At 74.5% G+C, this 18,862-nt stretch carries 5 protein-coding genes; 4 read left to right on the top strand and 1 reads right to left on the bottom strand.

Annotation, left to right across the window (positions count from 1 at the left end; all coding sequences use genetic code 11):
- Positions 1 to 73: 73 nt before the first annotated feature.
- Positions 74 to 1,021 (bottom strand): methionyl-tRNA formyltransferase, encoded by a 948-nt coding sequence (locus ACY0MR_RS04270; RefSeq protein WP_388794800.1) that lies wholly within the window; start codon positions 1,019 to 1,021, stop codon positions 74 to 76.
- Between the two features lie 238 nt (positions 1,022 to 1,259).
- Here ACY0MR_RS04270 and ACY0MR_RS04265 point away from each other — a divergent pair, with 238 nt between their 5' ends.
- The 4 genes from ACY0MR_RS04265 (at position 1,260) to ACY0MR_RS04250 (ending at position 18,794) form a co-directional block, all read left to right on the top strand.
- Positions 1,260 to 2,627, top strand: a complete 1,368-nt coding sequence (locus tag ACY0MR_RS04265) for a lysine N(6)-hydroxylase/L-ornithine N(5)-oxygenase family protein (RefSeq protein ID WP_473559185.1) — start codon at positions 1,260 to 1,262, stop codon at positions 2,625 to 2,627.
- 167 nt (positions 2,628 to 2,794) lie between these two features.
- Complete coding sequence (locus tag ACY0MR_RS04260; protein WP_473559183.1) at positions 2,795 to 3,853, top strand: iron-siderophore ABC transporter substrate-binding protein; 1,059 nt, start codon at positions 2,795 to 2,797, stop codon at positions 3,851 to 3,853.
- Between the two features lie 134 nt (positions 3,854 to 3,987).
- Positions 3,988 to 18,588 (top strand): amino acid adenylation domain-containing protein, encoded by a 14,601-nt coding sequence (locus tag ACY0MR_RS04255; protein ID WP_473559181.1) that lies wholly within the window; start codon positions 3,988 to 3,990, stop codon positions 18,586 to 18,588.
- On the top strand, positions 18,585 to 18,794 hold the full coding sequence (locus ACY0MR_RS04250; RefSeq protein ID WP_361858890.1) for an MbtH family protein: 210 nt from the start codon (positions 18,585 to 18,587) through the stop codon (positions 18,792 to 18,794). The genes ACY0MR_RS04255 and ACY0MR_RS04250 overlap by 4 nt, the downstream gene beginning before the upstream one ends.
- Positions 18,795 to 18,862 lie beyond the last annotated feature (68 nt).

The raw sequence follows: 18,862 nt of genomic DNA, 5'->3' as shown, positions 1-18,862 counted from the left end.
TCCGACACGGGGGAGGCCGTGGTACCCGGGCGTGGCGTGCGACCCCCGTCGACGTACGCGGAACCCATGCGCGTCAGGGCCGGCTGGTCAGGTAGCCGCCCATGGACGTGAAGTACTCGGTCGCGGGCAGTTCGCGGCCGTCCTCCGTCCGGACGCGGGTGATGGCCAGGCCGTGGTTGCGGCCCGTGCGGGCGTCGGCGCCGGCGACGATCACGACGCCCTCGCCCTCGCGGTAGAAGACGCGGCCGGGCGTGCCGCCGTAACGCCCCTCGGAGACCACCGCGGTGAGGACCTCGAGCCGCTTGCCCCGGTGGAAGGTGAAGGCGCTCGGGTAGGGCGCGGACTGGGCGCGGACGAGCCGCTCCAGCACCTCGGCCGGCCAGCTCCAGTCGATCCGGATGTCCTCCTCGGCGCGCTTGTGGAAGAAGCTCGCCTGGGAGCGGTCCTGCCGGGTGAACTCGGCGCGTCCGGTGGCGATCCGGTCCAGCGCGTCGATCGTGACCGGGGCGATGAGGTCGACCGTCTTGTGGAAGAGGTCGGTCGTCGTGTCGGTCGGCCCGACGGGGACGGCGTGCTGCTGCACGATGTCGCCGGCGTCGAGCACCTCGTCCATCATGTGGGCGGTGACGCCGACTTCGCTCTCGCCGTTGATGAGCGCCCAGATGAGCGGCGAGAAACCGGCGTACTTGGGCAGCAGCGAGTCGTGGATGTTCAGCGTGCCGTGGCGGGGCAGGTTGTAGATGTGCGGCGGGATCCACGTCCGCCAGTTGTTGGCGACGATGATGTCCGGGTCCGCCTCCTTGAGACGGGTCAACAGCTCCTCGTCGTCAGGCCTGTTGCGGATCACGACGGGGACGCCGTGCTCCTCCGCGAGGTCGGCGACGGAGTCGCTCCAGATCTTCTCGTAGGCGTGCTCGCTCTTGGGGTGCGTCACGACGAGCACCACGTCGTGTTCGGAGTCCAGGAGCGCTTGGAGGGTGCGATGGCCCCAGGTCTGGTAACCGAACATGACGACCCGCATCGAGTTCCTCCTCGGGAGAGCGATTGACCGTCAGCAAGTAAAGCAAGCCTTACCTAACAGTGCAACTGGCTTGATTTATGCGGTCGTTGTACGCGCTCGTCTGCGCATTGTCCGTTTTGGGTCATCGACAGGGCCGTCAGATCAGGTTAGCTTTACCTAAGTTCTGCTCGGCTGTCGGTGCCACCGGTGTGCCCGACGCCCCTGTTCCCCCGCCTTCTTCCCGCACGATGGGAGTGACATGTCGCAGGTTCCTCCTGGTGACGCACCTCTGGTCCACGACCTCATCGGTATCGGCTTCGGGCCGTCCAATGTGGCCATGGCGATAGCGCTCAGCGAGCACAACGCACGCGTCGGAAGGCAGGAAGCGGTCACCGCCCACTTCTTCGAGCGCCAGCCCCGCTTCGGCTGGCACCGCGGCATGCTGATCGACGACGCGACCATGCAGGTGTCCTTCCTCAAGGACCTGGTGACGCTGCGCAATCCGACCAGCGAGTACAGCTTCCTCTGCTACCTGCAGAGCAAGGGCCGCCTGATCGACTTCGTGAACCACAAGAACCTCTTCCCGCTGCGCGTCGAGTTCCACGACTACTTCGAGTGGGCCGCCTCCAAGGTCGACGACATGGTGTCGTACGGCCACGAGATCGTCTCCGTCGAGCCGGTCGAGCGGGACGGCGTCGTCGAGTACCTCGACGTGACCGCCCGCTCGGGCTCCGAACTCGTCGTCCACCGCGCCCGCAACCTCGTCCTCGGCACCGGACTCCGCCCGCGCATGCCCGAGGGCGTCGAGCGCAGCGACCGCGTCTGGCACAATTCCGACCTGCTCCGCAAGGTCGAGAGCCTAGAGGGCACCGACCCCCGGCGCATCGTGGTCGTCGGCGCCGGACAGAGCGCCGCCGAGAACGTGGCCTATCTGCACCGCCGCTTCCCCGAGGCCGAGATCTGCGCCGTCTTCTCCCGGTACGGCTACAGCCCCGCCGACGACAGCGCCTTCGCCAACCGGATCTTCGACCCCGACGCCGTCGACGAGTACTTCACCGCTCCCGACGACGTGAAGCAGAAGCTGATGGACTACCACGGGAACACCAACTACTCCGTGGTGGACATCGACCTCATCGACGACCTCTACCGCCAGGCGTACCAGGAGAAGGTCCTCGGCACCGAGCGGCTGCGCTTCATCAACATCTCCCGGCTGACCGGAGTCGAGGACGGCCCCGACAAGGTCCGCGCCTTCGTCACCTCCCTCGTCACCGGCGAGGAGACCGTCCTCGACGCCGACGTCGTCGTCTACGCCACCGGGTACAGCCCCGCCGAACCCCTCGGCCTGCTCGGGCCGGTCGCCGACCGCTGCCACCGCGACGACCGGGGACGGGTCAGCGTGCAGCGGGACTACCGGCTCGCCACCGACCCGGAACTGCGCTGCGGCATCTACCTCCAGGGCGGCACGGAGCACACCCACGGCATCACGTCGTCGCTGCTCTCCAACACCGCGATCAGGGTCGGCGAGATACTCGCCTCCGTCCTCGAACGGAACCCGGCCACCCCGCCGGCCGCCCCCGCCGCCACCGCCGACGCCCGCGTGGCCGACGGCGTCGGCACGGCGCGCTAGGCCCCGCCGTCACCCTCCCGTCCGCCTCGCGGCGACGACGGCCCGGGGGCGACAGGCCCCGGCCGCACCTCCGCTCCACCCCCCACGCGACAAACGCCACACCACCGGGCGGCACCCCGTGCGCCCGAAGGGCGTGGCAGCACTGTGAATCCCCGAAAGGAACGTCCGTGTCCGCTGGTGCACGTCCCGCTCTGGCCCGGTTCGCCAGATCCGCCCCCCGTGTGGCTGTCCTCGCGGTGGCGGCCCTCGCCCTCGCCGCGTGCGGGGGAGGGGCCGAGAAGACCGAGTCGCCCTCCGCCTCCTCCTCTGCCCCCGCCGACGGGGGCGGCAAGCCCGCCGCGTTCCCCGTCACGGTGTCCCACAAGTACGGCTCCACGACCATCGACAAGGAGCCGAAGACGATCGTCACCCTCGGCCTCTCCGACCAGGACGCCGTCCTCGCGCTCGGCGTGAAGCCGGCCGGCGCCGTCGACTGGTTCAAGGAGAAGCCGTACGGCAAGTGGCCCTGGACCAAGGACAAGTGGGGCTCGACCCAGCCGGAGATCGTCGGCGAGCGCGACGAGTACAACATCGAGAAGATCGCGGCGCTCAAGCCGGACCTGGTCATCGCCCAGTACTCGGGGATGAAGAAGGAGCAGTACGACACGCTCTCCAAGTTCACCAAGGTCGTCGCCCAGCCCAAGGAGCACCCGGACTACGGCGCCCCCTGGCAGCTGATGACCCAGCAGATCGGCAAGGCGCTCGGCAAGGACGCCGAGGCCGCCCGGCTGATCGCGGACATCGACACGCGCTTCAAGGCCGTCCGGGAGAAGCACCCCGAGTTCGCCACGAAGACCCTCGCCGTCGCCGACAGCTTCGAGGCGGGCAAGTACTCGGCGTTCACCAAGACCGACCCCAAGGCGATCTTCTTCTCCGAGCTCGGCTTCAAGCCCAAGCCGGAGATCGACACCCTCGCCAAGCCGGGCTGGAACGTCGCCGAGCTCAGTGCGGAGAAGCTGAACGTCCTCGACGTCGACCGGCTCGTCTGGGTCACCTCCAGCACCGAGGCCAACGACCGCATCAAGGCGGAGCCGCTCTACAAGAAGCTCAAGGTCAACCAGGAGAAGCGCGACCTGTTCGTGCCCTACCAGGACCCGGACATCGGCGCCGCGTTCTCCTTCAACACCGTCCTGTCGATCCCGTACGCCATCGACGAGATCGAGCCGCTCCTCGCGGCCGTCAAGTGACGCCCGGTCGCTGACGCGCCCCGGAGCCACCAGTCGACCCCACCGGCGGCGCGGCGGAACCTCTCGCCGCGCCGCCGGTGGCTCACGTCGCCACCCGCCTGCCACGCACCCCCAGGGAAAGGCCACTTCGTACGATGTTTGACGTCGAGCCGTCGGACCGGAACACCCCCTCCGGCCTCCCCGTCACCGGCGGGCAAGCCGGTATCTGGCTGGCCCAGCAGCTGGAACCGGACAGCTCCGCCTACAACATCGTGTTCGCGCTGCACCTCCGCGGAGCCGTCGACCTCGACCGGCTGAGCGCCGCCGTCCGCCAGGCCGTCGAAGAGGCCGAGTGCCTGCACGTGCGGATCGCCCCCGGCGAGGACGGACCCCGCCAGACGCCCCGCACCCGCACCCACCCCGTCGACCTCGCCGTCGTCGACCTGCGCGAGGCCGCCGACCCCGACGAGGCCGCCGCCGCGTGGGTGGCCGCCGACCGCGACCGGCCCGTGAACCTCGCGCTCGACCCGCTCTTCGCCCACACCCTGCTGCGCCTCTCCGACGACCGCGTCGTCTGGTGCCAGCGCTACCACCACATCGCCGTGGACGGGATGGGCGTCTCGCTCATCACCCGGCGGGCCGGCGAGCTGTACACCGCGGGGGACGCCGCCGCGCCGCGCGACTGGTCGCTGTCCCGGCTCGTCACCGCCGACCGCTCCTACCGCGCCTCGGACCGGCACGCAGCCGACCGCGCCTGGTGGCTGGAGCGGATGGCCGGCCGCCCCGAGCCCGTACGCCTCGTCGACCGGGCCGCCGCCCCCATGACCCGCCGCCTGCGCCGGACCGCGGAACTGTCCCCCGAGACCGCCGGACGCCTGGAGTCCGCGGCCCGGACCGCGGGCGTCCGCACCTCCCGCGTCCTGCTCGCCGCCGTCGCCGCCTACCTCCACCGCGCCCGCGGCGAACAGGACCTCGTCCTCGGCCTGCCGGTCGCCGCCCGCGCGGACGAGGTCTCCGCGACGGTCCCCGGCATGGTCTCCAACATCCTCCCGCTGCGCCTCGCCGTCCACCCCGGCACCACCGGCGCCGACCTCGTCGCCCAGGTGCGCGGCGCCGTCGCCGACGCCCTCGCCCACGGGCGCTACCGCGCCGAGGACCTGGCCAGGGAGCTGGGCCTGGTCGACGGCGTCCCGGAACTCGTCGGCCCCACCGTCAACATCCTGCCCCGCTCGGAAGACCTCCGCTTCGCCGACCACCGGGCCGAACTCCGCCCCGAGTGGCTCGGCCCCGTCAGCGACCTCGCCTTCGGCTTCGCCGAGGGCGAGGACGGCCGCGGGCACACCCTCCACCTCGACGCGGACGCCGACGTCTGCGACCCGGCCGTCCTCGCCGACCACGAGCGCCGCTTCCTGGCCCTCCTCGACGCCTTCGCCGACGACCTGGACCGCCCCGTCGGCCGCATCGAGCTCACCTCCGAGGACGAACGCGGCCTCCTCCTCGACGCGTTCGGCGTCTCGCCGCGCGAGACCCCGGAGCTGTCCTGGCCCGCGGCGTTCGAGCGCCAGGTCCGCCGCGGCCCCGAGGCCGTCGCGCTGGTCTGCGAGGACCGGGAACTGACGTACGCCGCCCTCGACGAGGCCGCCGACCGGCTCGCCCGCCTCCTGCGCTCCCGGGGCGTCGGAGCCGAGGACGTGGTGGGCGTGGCCCTGCCCCGCTCACCGGAGCTCGTGACGGCCCTGCTCGCCGTGATGAGGGCCGGCGCCGCCTACCTGCCGCTCGACGCGGACCACCCGCAGGACCGCATCGCCTACATGCTGTCCGACGCCGGGGCCCGCACCGTCGTCACCGTCCGCGACCTCGCCGCCGCCCTCCCGGACACCGCGGGCGTCGCGCGCCTGCTGCTCGACGACCCGGACACCGAGGCGGCCCTCGCCGCCGCGACCCCGGCCGGACCCGCGCCCGAGGTCGCGCTCGACCAGGCCGCCTACGTCATCTACACCTCCGGCTCGACGGGCCGCCCCAAGGGGGTCGTCGTCTCCCACGACGGCGTCGGCAGCCTCATCGCCACCGCCACCGACCGCATCGGCGTCACCGCCGACAGCCGGGTCGTCCAGTTCGCCTCCGTCGGCTTCGACGTGACCGTCTGGGACCTGATCATGTCGCTCTGCGTCGGCGGGCGGATCATCGTCGTCCCCGCCGAGCGCCGTGTCGCGGGCCCCGCGCTGACCGAGTACATCGCCCGCCACCGCGCCACCCACATGATCCTGCCGCCCTCGCTCGTCTCCGCGCTCCCGCCGGAGTGCGAACTCCCGCCGGGCGCCGTCCTCGTCGTGGGCACCGAGGCGGTCCCCAGCGAGCTGATCGCCCGCTGGGGCGACCGGCTCCGGGTCGTCGTCGCGTACGGGCTCACCGAGGCCACCGTGAACTCCACGCTCTGGCTCGCCGACCCCGACCGCCCGGGGCCCGCGCCCATCGGCCGGCCCGACCCCAACACCCGCGCGTACGTCCTCGACACGGCGCTCCGGCCCGTCCCCGTCGGGGCGGAGGGCGAACTGTACGTCTCCGGGCGGGGCCTCGCCCGCGGCTACCTCGGCCGCCACGCCCTCACCTCGGAGCGGTTCGTCGCCGACCCGTACGGCGCACCCGGCACCCGCATGTACCGGACCGGCGACCGGGTCCGCTGGGGCGCCGACGGCAACCTGGAGTTCCTCGGCCGGGCGGACGGCCAGATCAAGATCCGCGGCCACCGCGTGGAACCGGGCGAGATCGAGAGCGCCTTCATGGCCTGCGCGGGGATCGCCCAGGCCGCCGTCCTCGCCCGCGAGGACCACCGCGGGGCGAAGCGCCTGGTCGCCTACCTCGTCCCGGAGGCGTCGGCCGCCCCCGCCGCCGGAACCGACCGTGCGACGGCCCCCGAGGCCGGGACCGGCACGGGCGCGGGCTCCGGCTCGGCCACGGGGACCGCCTCGGCCCCGGGCTCGGCCCCGGCCACCGCGACCGCCCCGGCCACCGCGACCGCCCCGGCCGCCGGGCCGGGCTCGGCCACCGGTACGGGCTCGCCGGCGACCGTGACCGGCACGGCCACCGGTACGACCCCGGCCGTCGGGCCCGACACCTCCCCGGCCACCGCGACCTCCCCGGCCACCGCGACCTCCCCGGCCACCGCGACCTCCCCGGCCGCCGGGCCGGGCGTCGGTGCGGACCCGGCCGCCGCCGTGACCGCGGCACGCGCACGCGTGGCGGACGGCCTGCCCGACCACATGGTGCCGAGCGCGGTCGTCGTCCTCGACGGACCGCTGCCGCTCACGCCCAACGGCAAGCTCGACGCCAGGGCCCTGCCCGAGCCCCGCTGGACCTCCCTCACCGGCGCCGACACCCCCACCACCCCGGCCGAGTCGACCCTCGCCGGCCTCTTCGCCGAGGTCCTCGGGCTGCCGGCGGTCGGGGTCCACGACAGCTTCTTCGAACTCGGCGGCGACAGCATCGTCGCCATCCAACTGGTCAACCGCGCCCGCGCGGCCGGGCTCGCCCTCACCCCGCGCGACGTGTTCCGGAGCCGTACCGTCGCGGCCCTCGCCAGGACCGCCGGCGAGCCCGCGGCGTCGCCCCGGGCCCGCCAGGCGGAGCTCGACCAGGACGCCCTGCCGGTCTCCCCGCTGCAGGAAGGGTTCTTCTTCCACGCGGAGTTCGACCACGGCACCCAGGACCTCTACGTCGTCCAGGAACTCCTCGACCTCGCCGAGGACGCCGACCCGGAGCGGCTCCGCAGCGCCCTCCAGAACCTCCTCGACCGCCACCCGCTGCTGCGCGCCTCCTTCCGCCAGCTCCCCGGCGGAGAGGTCGTCCAGCGGATCGCCGACGGGGTGACCCTGCCGTGGCGCGAGGCCGACACCGCCGGGACGGAGCTCGCGGACATCCTCCGCGCCGACCGCGCCGAGCGCTTCGCCCTCGACCGGCCGCCGCTCCTGCGCGCCACCCTCGTCAGGGACGGCCGCCGCCTCCGGCTCCTGCTCACCCTCCACCACATCGTCGCCGACGGCTGGTCGGTCGCCGTCCTGCTCCGGGAACTCTCCGACGCCCACCGGGGCGCCGCGCTCCCCGAGCCCCCGGCCCCGCAGCCGTACCTCGCCTGGCTCGCCGGCCGCGACCGCGACACCGCGCGCGAGGCGTGGCGGCAGGCGCTCGCCGGCCTCGACGGCCCGACCCGGCTCCCCGCGCTCGCCGCCCCGGCGGACGAGGAGCCCGCCCGCCCCGAACACGTCGACACCCGCCTGCCCCGCGACCTCACCGACACGCTGGGCAGCTGCGCCCGGGCCCGCGGACTGACCCTGAGCAACGTCTTCCACGGACTCTGGGGGCTGCTGCTGGGCGGCCTCACCGGCAGCCGGGACGTCGTCTTCGGCACCACGGTCTCCGGCCGCACCACCGAGGTCGCCGGACTGGACGCCGCCGTCGGCCTGTTCATCAACACGGTCCCCGCCCGCGTCACCCTCCGTCCCGAGGAGACGCTGACCGAGCTGCTCCGCCGCGTCCAGGACGAGCAGGCGGCGCTCCTCGACCACCAGCACCTCGGACTCGCCGACATCCAGCGGACCGCCGGCGGCGGCGAACTCTTCGACACCCTCGTGGTCTTCGAGAACTACCCCGGCGGCACCGCCGACCGGGACCCGGCTCCCCTCGTCACCGGCGCCGAGGTGTTCGACGCGGTGCACTACCCCCTCGCGCTGATCGTCGAGCCCACTGCGGACGGCCTCCTGCTCCGCTTCAAGCACGACGCGGCCCGGATCGACCCGGTCGCCGTGGCGGTCCTCGCCAACCGCTTCACCGCACTGCTGCGGACCCTGGTGGCCGAGCCCGACCGCCTCGTCGCCCGGACCGACCTGCTGTCCGCCGGCGAGCGCGCGCACCTCCCCGAGCTCAACGCCACCGCCCACCCCGTCCCCGAAACCACGCTCACCTCGCTCATCGGAGACCGGGCGGCGCGCACCCCGCGCGCCCCGGCCGTCGTCTTCGACGACACCACCCTCGACTACGCCGAACTCGACCGGAGGGCCGAAGCGCTGGCCCGCCGCCTCCGGGCCCGCGGCGCGGGACCCGAGCGGTACGTGGCCGTCGCCGTCCCGCGCTCGGCCGAACTGATGGTCGCGCTGCTCGGCGTCCTCAAGGCGGGCGCCGCCTACCTGCCCCTCGACCTCGACTACCCCGCCGACCGGGTGGCGTTCATGCTCGCCGACTCCGGCGCGCGGCTCGTCGTCACGACCACCGGTGCCGCCGGTCGCCTCCCCGCCGAGGCCGGGCTCGAACAGCTCCTCGTGGACGCCGGGGAACCGGCGGAGACCCCCGCCGACGCCCCCGCGCCCGCCTCCGGACCCGACCACCCCGCCTACCTCATCTACACCTCCGGCTCCACCGGCCGCCCCAAGGGCGTCGCCGTCACCCATCGCGCCATCGTGAACCGGCTCGCCTGGATGCAGGGCGCGTACGGGCTGACCGCCGACGACCGGGTCCTCCAGAAGACCCCGTCCAGCTTCGACGTGTCGGTGTGGGAGTTCTTCTGGGCGCTCGCCGAGGGCGCCACCGTCGTCCTCGCCCGCCCCGACGGCCACCGCGACCCGGAGTACCTGGCCCGCCTCGTCGCCGAACGCGGCGTCACCACCGCCCACTTCGTCCCCTCGATGCTGGCGGCGTTCGTCCGGGTCATGGAGGCGTCCCCGGACGCCCCCGACTGGTCGGCGAGCCTGCGCCGGGTGTTCTGCAGCGGCGAGGCCCTCCAGGGACCCGACGCCCGCCGCTGGTGGGAGCTGACCGCGCGCTCCGGGCGCCCGCCCGTCCCGCTGCACAACCTGTACGGCCCCACCGAGGCCGCCGTCGACGTCACGTACTTCCCCTACGAGGGGAGCACCGAACAGGCCGTGCCGATCGGGCGGCCCGTCTGGAACACCCGGCTCCACGTCCTGGACCCGTTCCTGCGCCCGGTCCCCGAGGGGGTGGCCGGAGAGCTCTACCTCGCCGGCGTCCAGCTGGCCCGCGGCTACCACGACCGGCCCGCCCTCACCGCCGACCGGTTCGTCGCCGACCCGTTCGGCGCCCCGGGGGAGCGGATGTACCGCACGGGCGACCTGGTGCGCCGCCGGGCGGACGGCGCCGTCGAGTACCTCGGCCGCACCGACCGGCAGGTCAAGATCCGCGGCAACCGCGTCGAACCGGGCGAGGTCGAGACCGCCCTGGCCGCGCTGACCGGCGTGGCCCGCGCGGCCGTGATCGTCCGCGACGGCGCCCTCGTCGGCTACGCCGTACCCGTCCCCGGCGCCGCCCCCGCCCCCGAGGACCTGCACGCCGCCCTCGCCGGGGCGCTGCCCGCCGCGATGGTGCCGAGCGCCGTCGTCGTCCTCGCCGAACTGCCGCTGACGCCCAGCGGCAAGCTCGACCAGAACGCCCTGCCCGCCCCCGAGGCCGCGCCCCGGGCCGCCGGCCGGGCACCCCGCGACGACCGCGAGCGCGCCCTCTGCGCGATCTTCGACGAGGTCCTCGGAGTCCCGGGAACCGGCGTCGACGACGACTTCTTCGTCCTCGGCGGCGACAGCCTCAGCTCCATCGCCGTCGCCACGCGGGCGCGGGACGAGGGCCTGGCCCTCAGCCCCCGCGACGTGTTCGAGCACCGCACCCCCGCCGCCCTCGCCGCGGCCGCCGCCCCCCACGGGGACCCCGCGGCGTCCCCGGCACCCGACTCCACCGAGGTACCCGTGCACTCCGACGGCGTGACCGTCTCCGCCTCCGACGCCGGCCAGGCGGCCGCCGCCCTCCAGGCCGTCCTCGCCCTCCAGCAGCAGTCCGGCGCCGCCGTCGACCCCGCCCTGCGGGCCCTCCTCGACCAGCTCACCGCCGCCGCGCCGACGCCGCCCGCGGCCCCCGAGCCCCCGGCGCCCGCCCCGCTCGACGGACCGCACCTCGACCCGGAGGAGACCGCCCGCGTCCACGCCGCCGCCGGGCTCCCCGTCGCCGACGTCTGGCCGCTCTCCCCGCTCCAGGAGGGCATGTACTTCCACGCCACCTACGACACGGGCGACGCCCTCGACGTCTACCAGTCCCAGGAGACCCTGGACCTCGACCGCCGGATCGACGCCGACCGGCTGCGCGCGGCCTGCCGCACCCTCCTCGACCGCAACACCGGCCTCCGCGCCGGATTCACCAGCGACGGCCTGCCCGGCCCCGTCCAGTTCATCGTCGACGGGGCCGAGATCCCGCTCGTCGAGGAGGACCTCTCCGGGCTGACCGAGGAGGAGCAGCGCACCCGCACGGAGGAGCTCCTCGCCGCCGACCGCAGGCAGCGCTTCGACCTCTCGGCCGCGCCCCTCTGCCGCCTGCTCCTCATCCGCCTCGGCGACGGCCGCGACAAGCTCGTCGTCACCCACCACCTCATCCTCTGGGACGGCTGGTCCGCCTGGCTCTTCCTGGAGGAGCTGTTCACGCTCTACGAGCGGGCCGGCGACGCCGCCGGCCTCCCGGAGGCCGGCTCGTACCGCGACCACCTCGCCTGGCTCGGCGCCCAGGACACCGCGGCCGCCCTGGACGCCTGGCGCGGAGCCCTGGCCGGCTTCGACGAACCGACGCTGCTCGCCCCGACCGGCCGCGACACCGGCCCCGTCATCCCGGTCGACTTCGACGCCTTCCTCACCCGGGAGGCCGGCGACCGGCTCCGCGCCGTCGCCCGGCAGCACGGACTGACCCTCAACACCGTCCTCAACGCGGCCTGGGCCCTGGTCCTCTCGGCCGTGACGGGACGCGCCGACGTCGCCTTCGGCACGGCCGTCGCCGGACGCCCCGCCGAGGTCCCCCGCGTGGCCGGCATCATCGGCATGTTCCTGAACACGGTGCCCGCACGGGTCGCCTTCGCCCCGGACGAACCCCTGCTCGCGCTGCTGCGCCGCATGCAGTCCGAGCGCGCCGCCGTCATGCCGTACGAGCACGTGGGCCTGGGCGCGCTCCAGCAGGAGACCGGCCACCGCCGCCTCTTCGACACCCTGTTCGTGCTCCGCTCGGCCGACGGCGAGGACCGCGCCGCCGCCCTCCGCGCACGCCACGGCATCACCGCGGTGTCCAACGTCGACGGCACCCACTTCCCGCTCACCCTGATCGTCACCCCGGGCGCCCGGCTGAAGGTCACCCTGGCCGCCCGCCCCGACCTCTTCGACGCGACCGCCGCCGGCACCCTCCTCACCCGGTTCACCACCGTCCTCGACCGCCTCGGGGAGGCCCTCGCGGGCCCCGCCGCCGCGTCGGCCCGCACGGTCGGCCTGGACCTGCTGCTCCCGGAGGAGAGCGCCGCCCTGGCCGCCGCCCGGCGGTCGGGCCGCGAGCCCGTCCCGGACGAGACCGTCGCGGACATGCTGTCCGCCCAGGCGGCCCGCACCCCGGACGAGGTCGCCCTGGTCTTCGGCGGGCGGGCCCTCACCTACGCCGAACTCGACGCGCAGGTCAACCGGTTCGCCCGGCTGCTGCTCGCCCGGGGCGCGGGCCCCGAGCAGGTCGTGGCACTCGCCCTGCCCCGGTCCATCGAGATGGTCGCCGCCCTCTTCGCCGTCCTGCGAACCGGCGCCGCCTACCTGCCGCTCGACCTCGACCATCCCGCCGACCGGCTGCGCCTGATGGCCGAGGACACCGGACCGCTCTGCCTGGTCTCCACGACCGCCGTCGCACCGACCCTGCGCGGCGAGGACGGGCCCGTCGCGCCCGAGGTCCTCCTCGACGACCCGGCCGTGCTCGCCGAGCTGGCCGCGCTGTCCGGGGACGAGGTCACCGACGCCGAACGGCCCGCGTTCGCCCGCGGCGTGCCCGACCGCCTGGAGTTCCCGGCGTACGTCATCTACACCTCCGGATCCACCGGCCGTCCCAAGGGCGTCGTCACGCCCTACCGGGGCCTGACGAACATGCAGCTCAACCACCAGAAGGAGATCTTCGACCCGGCCATCGCCTCCGCGGGCGGCCGGCGCCTCCGGATCGCCCACACCGTCTCCTTCGCCTTCGACATGTCGTGGGAGGAGCTGCTCTGGCTCGTCGAGGGCCACGAGGTGCACGTCTGCGACGAGGACCTCCGCCGCGACGCCGAGGCGCTCGTCGCCTACTGCGACGCGCACCGCGTCGACGTCGTCAACGTGACGCCCACCTACGCCCAGCTCCTCATCGAGGAGGGCCTCCTCGCCCAGGACGAGGCCACGGGCAGGCACCGCCCCGCCCTCGTCCTGCTCGGCGGCGAGGCCGTCTCCGACACCGTCTGGACGCAGCTGCGGCGCACCGAGGGCACGTACGGGTACAACCTGTACGGCCCCACCGAGTACACGATCAACACCCTCGGCGGCTCCACCGCCGAGAGCGCCGGCCCGACCGTCGGCCGGCCCATCCGCAACACCCGCACCCACGTCCTGGACACGATGCTGCGGCCCGTCCCGCCGGGCTGCCCCGGCGAGCTGTACATCGCCGGCACCGGCCTCGCCCGCGGCTACCACGACCGGCCCGCGCTGAACGCCGAACGCTTCGTGGCCGACCCGTTCGGCGAGCCCGGCGAGCGCATGTACCGCACCGGCGACCTGGTGCGCCGGCGCCCCGACGGCCTGCTCGACTTCCTCGGCCGCACCGACGACCAGGTCAAGATCCGCGGCTACCGCATCGAACTCGGCGAGATCTCCACCGCCCTGTCCGAGCACCCCGAGGTCGCCCACGCCGCCGTGGTCGTCCACGAGTCCGCCGGGACGAAGCGCCTCGCCGGCTACTTCGTCCGCGAGTCCGCGGCGCCCGGCGGCGAGGACGACGACCTCGGCCGGCGGCTCCGCGACCACCTCAGGTCCCGCCTCCCCGACTACATGGTCCCGGCCGCCCTGGTGCCCGTCGCGGCCCTGCCGCTGACCGTCAACGGCAAGCTCGACGTGAAGGCGCTGCCCGCCCCCGACCTGACCGCCTCCGGCCCGCGGCGGGCGCCCCGCACCCCGCAGGAGGAGACCCTGTGCGGGCTCTTCGCCGAGGTCCTCGGCCTGGCCGCGGAGAACGTCGGCGTCGACAGCGACTTCTTCGACCTCGGCGGGCACTCGCTCCTCGCCACCCGCCTGGTCAGCCGGGCCCGCACCGCCCTCGACGCCGAGCTGGCGATCCGCGACCTGTTCGAGGCGCCGACCGTCGCCGAACTCGTCGAGCGGGCGGCCGCCGCCCGCGGCGCCGCCCGCCCCGCGCTCGTCGCCGCCGAGCGCCCCGCCGAACTGCCCCTCTCCCACGCCCAGCAGCGCCTCTGGGTCATCCAGCAGATCGAATGCACCTCCGCCGCCTACAACTTCCCCCTCGTCATGCGGCTGCGCGGCACCTTCGACCGCACCGCGTGGAGCGCCGCCCTCGCCGACGTCACCGACCGCCACGAGGCACTGCGGACCCTGTTCGCCGCCGGCGAGAGCGACGGCCGGGCCTACCAGCGGATCCTCCCCGCCGGCTCCGCCGCCCCGGTCGTGGAGCACCTGAGGGCCACCGAGGAGGAGATCCCCGGCATCGTGGACGCCGCCGTCCGGCGGCCGTTCGACCTCGCCTCCGAGCTGCCGATCCGCGCCACCGTCGCGGAGGTGGCGCCCGACGACCACGTCGTCGTCCTGCTGCTCCACCACATCACCACCGACGAGTGGTCCGACCGCCCCTTCCTGCGCGACCTGACCACCGCCTACACCGCCCGCCTCGCGGGCACCGCGCCCGACTGGGAGCCGCTCCCCGTCCAGTACGCCGACTACGCCCTCTGGCAGCAGAGGCTTCTGGGCGACCCGGCCGACCCCGCGAGCCTGGCTGCCCGGCAGCTGGAGCACTGGCGCACGGTCCTGGCCGGAGCCCCCGAGGAACTGGAGCTGCCCACCGACCGGCCGCGGCCCGCCCGCCCGGCCTTCACCGGCGCCGCACTCGACATCGCCTTCGACCGCACGGTCCACGAGGACCTGCGACGGCTCGCCCGCTCCACCGGCGCCAGCATGTTCATGGTCGCGCAGGCCGCCGTGGCCGCCCTGCTCCACCGGCTCGGCGCCGGGACCGACATCCCGCTCGGCGCGCCCATCGCGGGACGCGGCGACGAGGCCCTGAACGATCTGGTCGGCTTCTTCGTCAACACCCTGGTGCTCCGCACCGACCTCGCCGGGGACCCCACCTTCACCGAACTCCTCGGCCGGGTGCGGGAGACGGACCTCGCCGCGTTCTCCCACGCGGACGTCCCCTTCGAGGCCGTCGTGGAGAAGCTCAACCCCACCCGCTCCCTCGCCCGCAACCCGCTGTTCCAGGTGATGGTCGGCTACCACGCGCGCACCGACGAGGCCCTGCGGCTGCCGGGAGCCGAGGCCGGCTACCTGCCGTACGGCGTCGGCACCGCCAAGTTCGACCTCGTGTTCAGTTTCACCGAGCACACCTCGGCCGACGGCACGGGCGACGCGCTCGGCTGCCGCCTGGAGTTCGCCACCGAGCTCTTCGACCGGGAGACCGCCGAGCGCATCGGCGAACGCCTGGGCCGCCTGGTCGGATCCCTGGCGGCGGCCCCCGACCGGCCGCTGTCCGAGGCCGGCATCCTCACCGAGGAGGAGCACCGGCTCGTCCTGGAGGGCTTCAACGGCACGCCCCGCGAGGTCGACGAGGAGACCCTGCCGGGCCTCTTCGCCCGCCGGGTGGCCGAGCGCCCCGACGCGGTCGCCGTCGTCGAGCGCTCCCGCTCGGTGACGTACGCGCAGCTCGACGCCCGCGCCAACCGGATCGCCCGGCTGCTCGCCGCCCGCGGCGTCGGAGCGGAGAGCGTCGTCGGCGTGGCCGTGCCGCGCTCGGTCGACATGATCGCCACGGTCGTCGCCGCGCTGAAGCTGGGGGCGGCGTTCCTGCCGCTGGACCTCGTCCACCCCGAGGACCGCCTCGGCTACATGGTCGAGAACTCCGGCGCCGCCGTCGTGGTCGGCACCGAGCCCGTCGCCGGGAAGATCCCCGCCGCGGGCGGCGTCCCGGTGGTGCTCCTCGACGCCCCCGACGTCGCCGCCGCACTCGACGCGCTGCCCGGAACGGCCCCCTCCGGCGGCCCCGTGGGCCTCGACCAGGCCGCGTACGTGATCTACACCTCCGGTTCGACCGGGCGTCCCAAGGGCGTCGTCGTCCCGCACGAGGGCATCGCCAGCCTCGTCGCCACCGCCGTCGACCGGATGGGCCTGGAGCACGACAGCCGGGTCCTCCAGTTCGCCTCCATCGGCTTCGACGTCTTCGCCTTCGAACTGGCCATGGCCCTCTGCCACGGAGGCCGGCTCGTCCTGATCACCGACGAGGCCCGGGTCGCCGGACCCGCCCTCACCGACTTCCTCGCCGACCAGCGGATCACCCACATGATCCTGCCGCCCTCGCTGGTGTCGGCCCTGCCGCCCGGCTGCCGGCTGCCCGAGGGGTCGACGGTCCTGGTCGGCACCGAGACCGTCCCGCCGGACCTCTTCGAGCGCTTCGGCGCGACCGCGCACCTGATCTGCGCCTACGGACTCACCGAGGCCACGGTCAACTCCACCCTGTGGCCCGCGCGGGAGCACGGCGGCCGGGCCACCGGCCGGGTGCCGATCGGCCGCCCGGACCCCAACACCCGCTGCTACGTGCTCGACGACCGCCTCCGGCCCGTCCCGCCGGGCGTCATCGGCGAGCTGTACGTCGCGGGACGCGGCCTCGCCCGCGGCTACCTGGGACAGCCCGGGCTCAGCTCGGAACGGTTCGTCGCCGACCCGTACGGAATCCCCGGCAGCCGCATGTACCGCACCGGAGACCGGGCCCGCTGGCGCGCCGACGGGAACCTGGACTTCCTCGGCCGCGTCGACACCCAGGTCAAGATCCGCGGCTTCCGCATCGAACTGGGCGAGATCGAGGCCGCCCTCGCCTGCCACCCCTCGGTCGCCCAGGCCGCCGTCCTGCCCGACCGCGACGGCGACATCGTCCGCCTCGTCGGCTACGCCGTCCCCGAGCCCGGCGCGGACCCGGCCCTCGACCCGCAGGAACTCCGCGCGCACGTCGCCGCGGTGCTCCCCGAGTACATGGTCCCCGCCCTCGTCGTCCCGCTCGTCGGCCCGCTGCCGCTCACCCCGAACGGCAAGCTCGACCACAAGGCCCTGCCCTCCCCCGACTGGTCCGCGATGACCGGCGACGCCGCGCCCGCGACCGAAACGCAGGCGCGGATCGCCGACCTGTTCTGCGAGATCCTCAAGCTCGACGCCGTCGGCGTCCACGACAGCTTCTTCGCCCTCGGCGGCCACTCCATGGCCTCGATGCGCCTCCTGGGCCGCATCCGCGCCGAGTTCGGCGTCGAGCTGAGCATCCGCGACGTCTTCGACGCCCTCACCGTCGCCGGCATCGCGGGCAAGCTGGAGGGCGCGGGCGCCGCCCGTCCGGCCCTGCGCCCGGCCGGCCCCGGCGACGGCGACGGCGCGGAGTCACCGGCGGCCCCCGTGCAGCGCCGGCAGTGGCAGGCGTACCGGCGTGCCCCCGGCTTCGACCACGCCCTGGTCCTGCGCTCACCCGGCGGCCTCGACGCCGACGCGCTCGCCGCGGCACTCGCCGACGTGACCGCCCGCCACGAACCGCTGCGCACCGCCTTCGCCGAGGTCGACGGCGCCCTGGTCCACCGGCCCGTCGGGGCCCCCGGCCTGGCCGTGGAGGAATGCGCGGACCTGGACGCCCGGCTCGCCGAACTGGCCGCCGCCGCACCGGACCTGGAGCGGGAGGCCCCGCTGCGGGCCCGGCTGCTCACCGGCGGCGGGGGAGCGCAGGCGGTGCTGCTGACCCTGCACTACCTGGCCGTCGACGAGTGGTCGGTGGTCCCGCTCCTCCGCGACCTCACCACCGCGTACGGCGCACGGGTGGCCGGCCGGGCCCCCGACTGGGCCCCGCTGCCCGTCGGATACCGCGACTACGCGCGCTGGGCGCGGGAGGTGCTCGGCGACCCCGCCGACCCCGAGAGCCGGGGCGGCCGCCAGCTCGCCTACTGGCGACGGACGCTCGCCGACGCCCCGCGCGAGCTCGCCCTGCCCGCCGACGCGCCCGCCGCCGTCCCCGCGCAGCGGGGGAGCCGGGCCGCCGGAGTCGTCGAGTTCATGCTCGACGAGCGGCTGCACGCGGACGTGGACCGGCTCGCGCGGACCACCGGCACCAGCATGTTCATGGTGCTGCACGCGGCCCTCGCGACGCTCCTCACCGGCCACGGGGCGGGCACCGACCTGCCGATCGGCACGATGGTCGCCGGCCGCGGCGACGACCAGCTCGCCGACCTCGTCGGCTGCTTCCTGAACACGGTCGTGCTCCGCACCGACACGGCGGGGGACCCCTCCTTCGCGGAGCTCCTGACCAGGGTGCGGGAGACCACGCTGAGCGCCCTCGACCAGCAGGACGTCCCCTTCGACGAGGTCGTCAGCGCGGCCGGGCTGCGACCGGAGGGACCCCAGGTGATGGTGGTCCACCACGAGCAGGCCGACCTGGAACGCCTCCAGGGCGGGGTCGGCGACCTGGTCGCCGTACTGACCGGAGCCACCCGCGCGGAGCTGACCCTCAGCTTCTACGAGCCCCGGGGCGAGGGCCCCGTGCACTGCGGCCTGATCCACGCCCTGGACCGGCTCGGCCCGGCGAAGGCCCGCCGGCTCGCCGAGGAACTGCAGTCCCTGCTGCGCACCGTCGCGGACGATGCCGGACAGCGCCTGTCCCAGCTGTCCGGAGTGACCCACAAGAGGAGTGAGAACGCATGAGCACCAACCCCTTCGAGGACCCGCAGGGCCGCTTCCTGGTCCTGGTCAACGAGGAGAACCAGCACTCGCTGTGGCCCTCCTTCGCCGAGGTCCCCGCCGGATGGCGGACCGTGTTCGGCGAGGACACCCGCGAGGCGTGCCTGGCCTTCGTGGAGACCCACTGGACCGACCTGCGCCCGGCGAGCCTCGTCGCGGCCCAGGACTGACCGGCCCGCCGCCGGCCCGCCGGCGGCACGAAGGGGGCGGTACGACTCTCGTCGTACCGCCCCCTCGG

Source organism: Streptomyces sp. JN8 (genome assembly GCF_055808075.1).
Note: the sequence above shows the minus strand (reverse complement) of the source record. Positions and strands in the feature narration are given on the sequence as shown.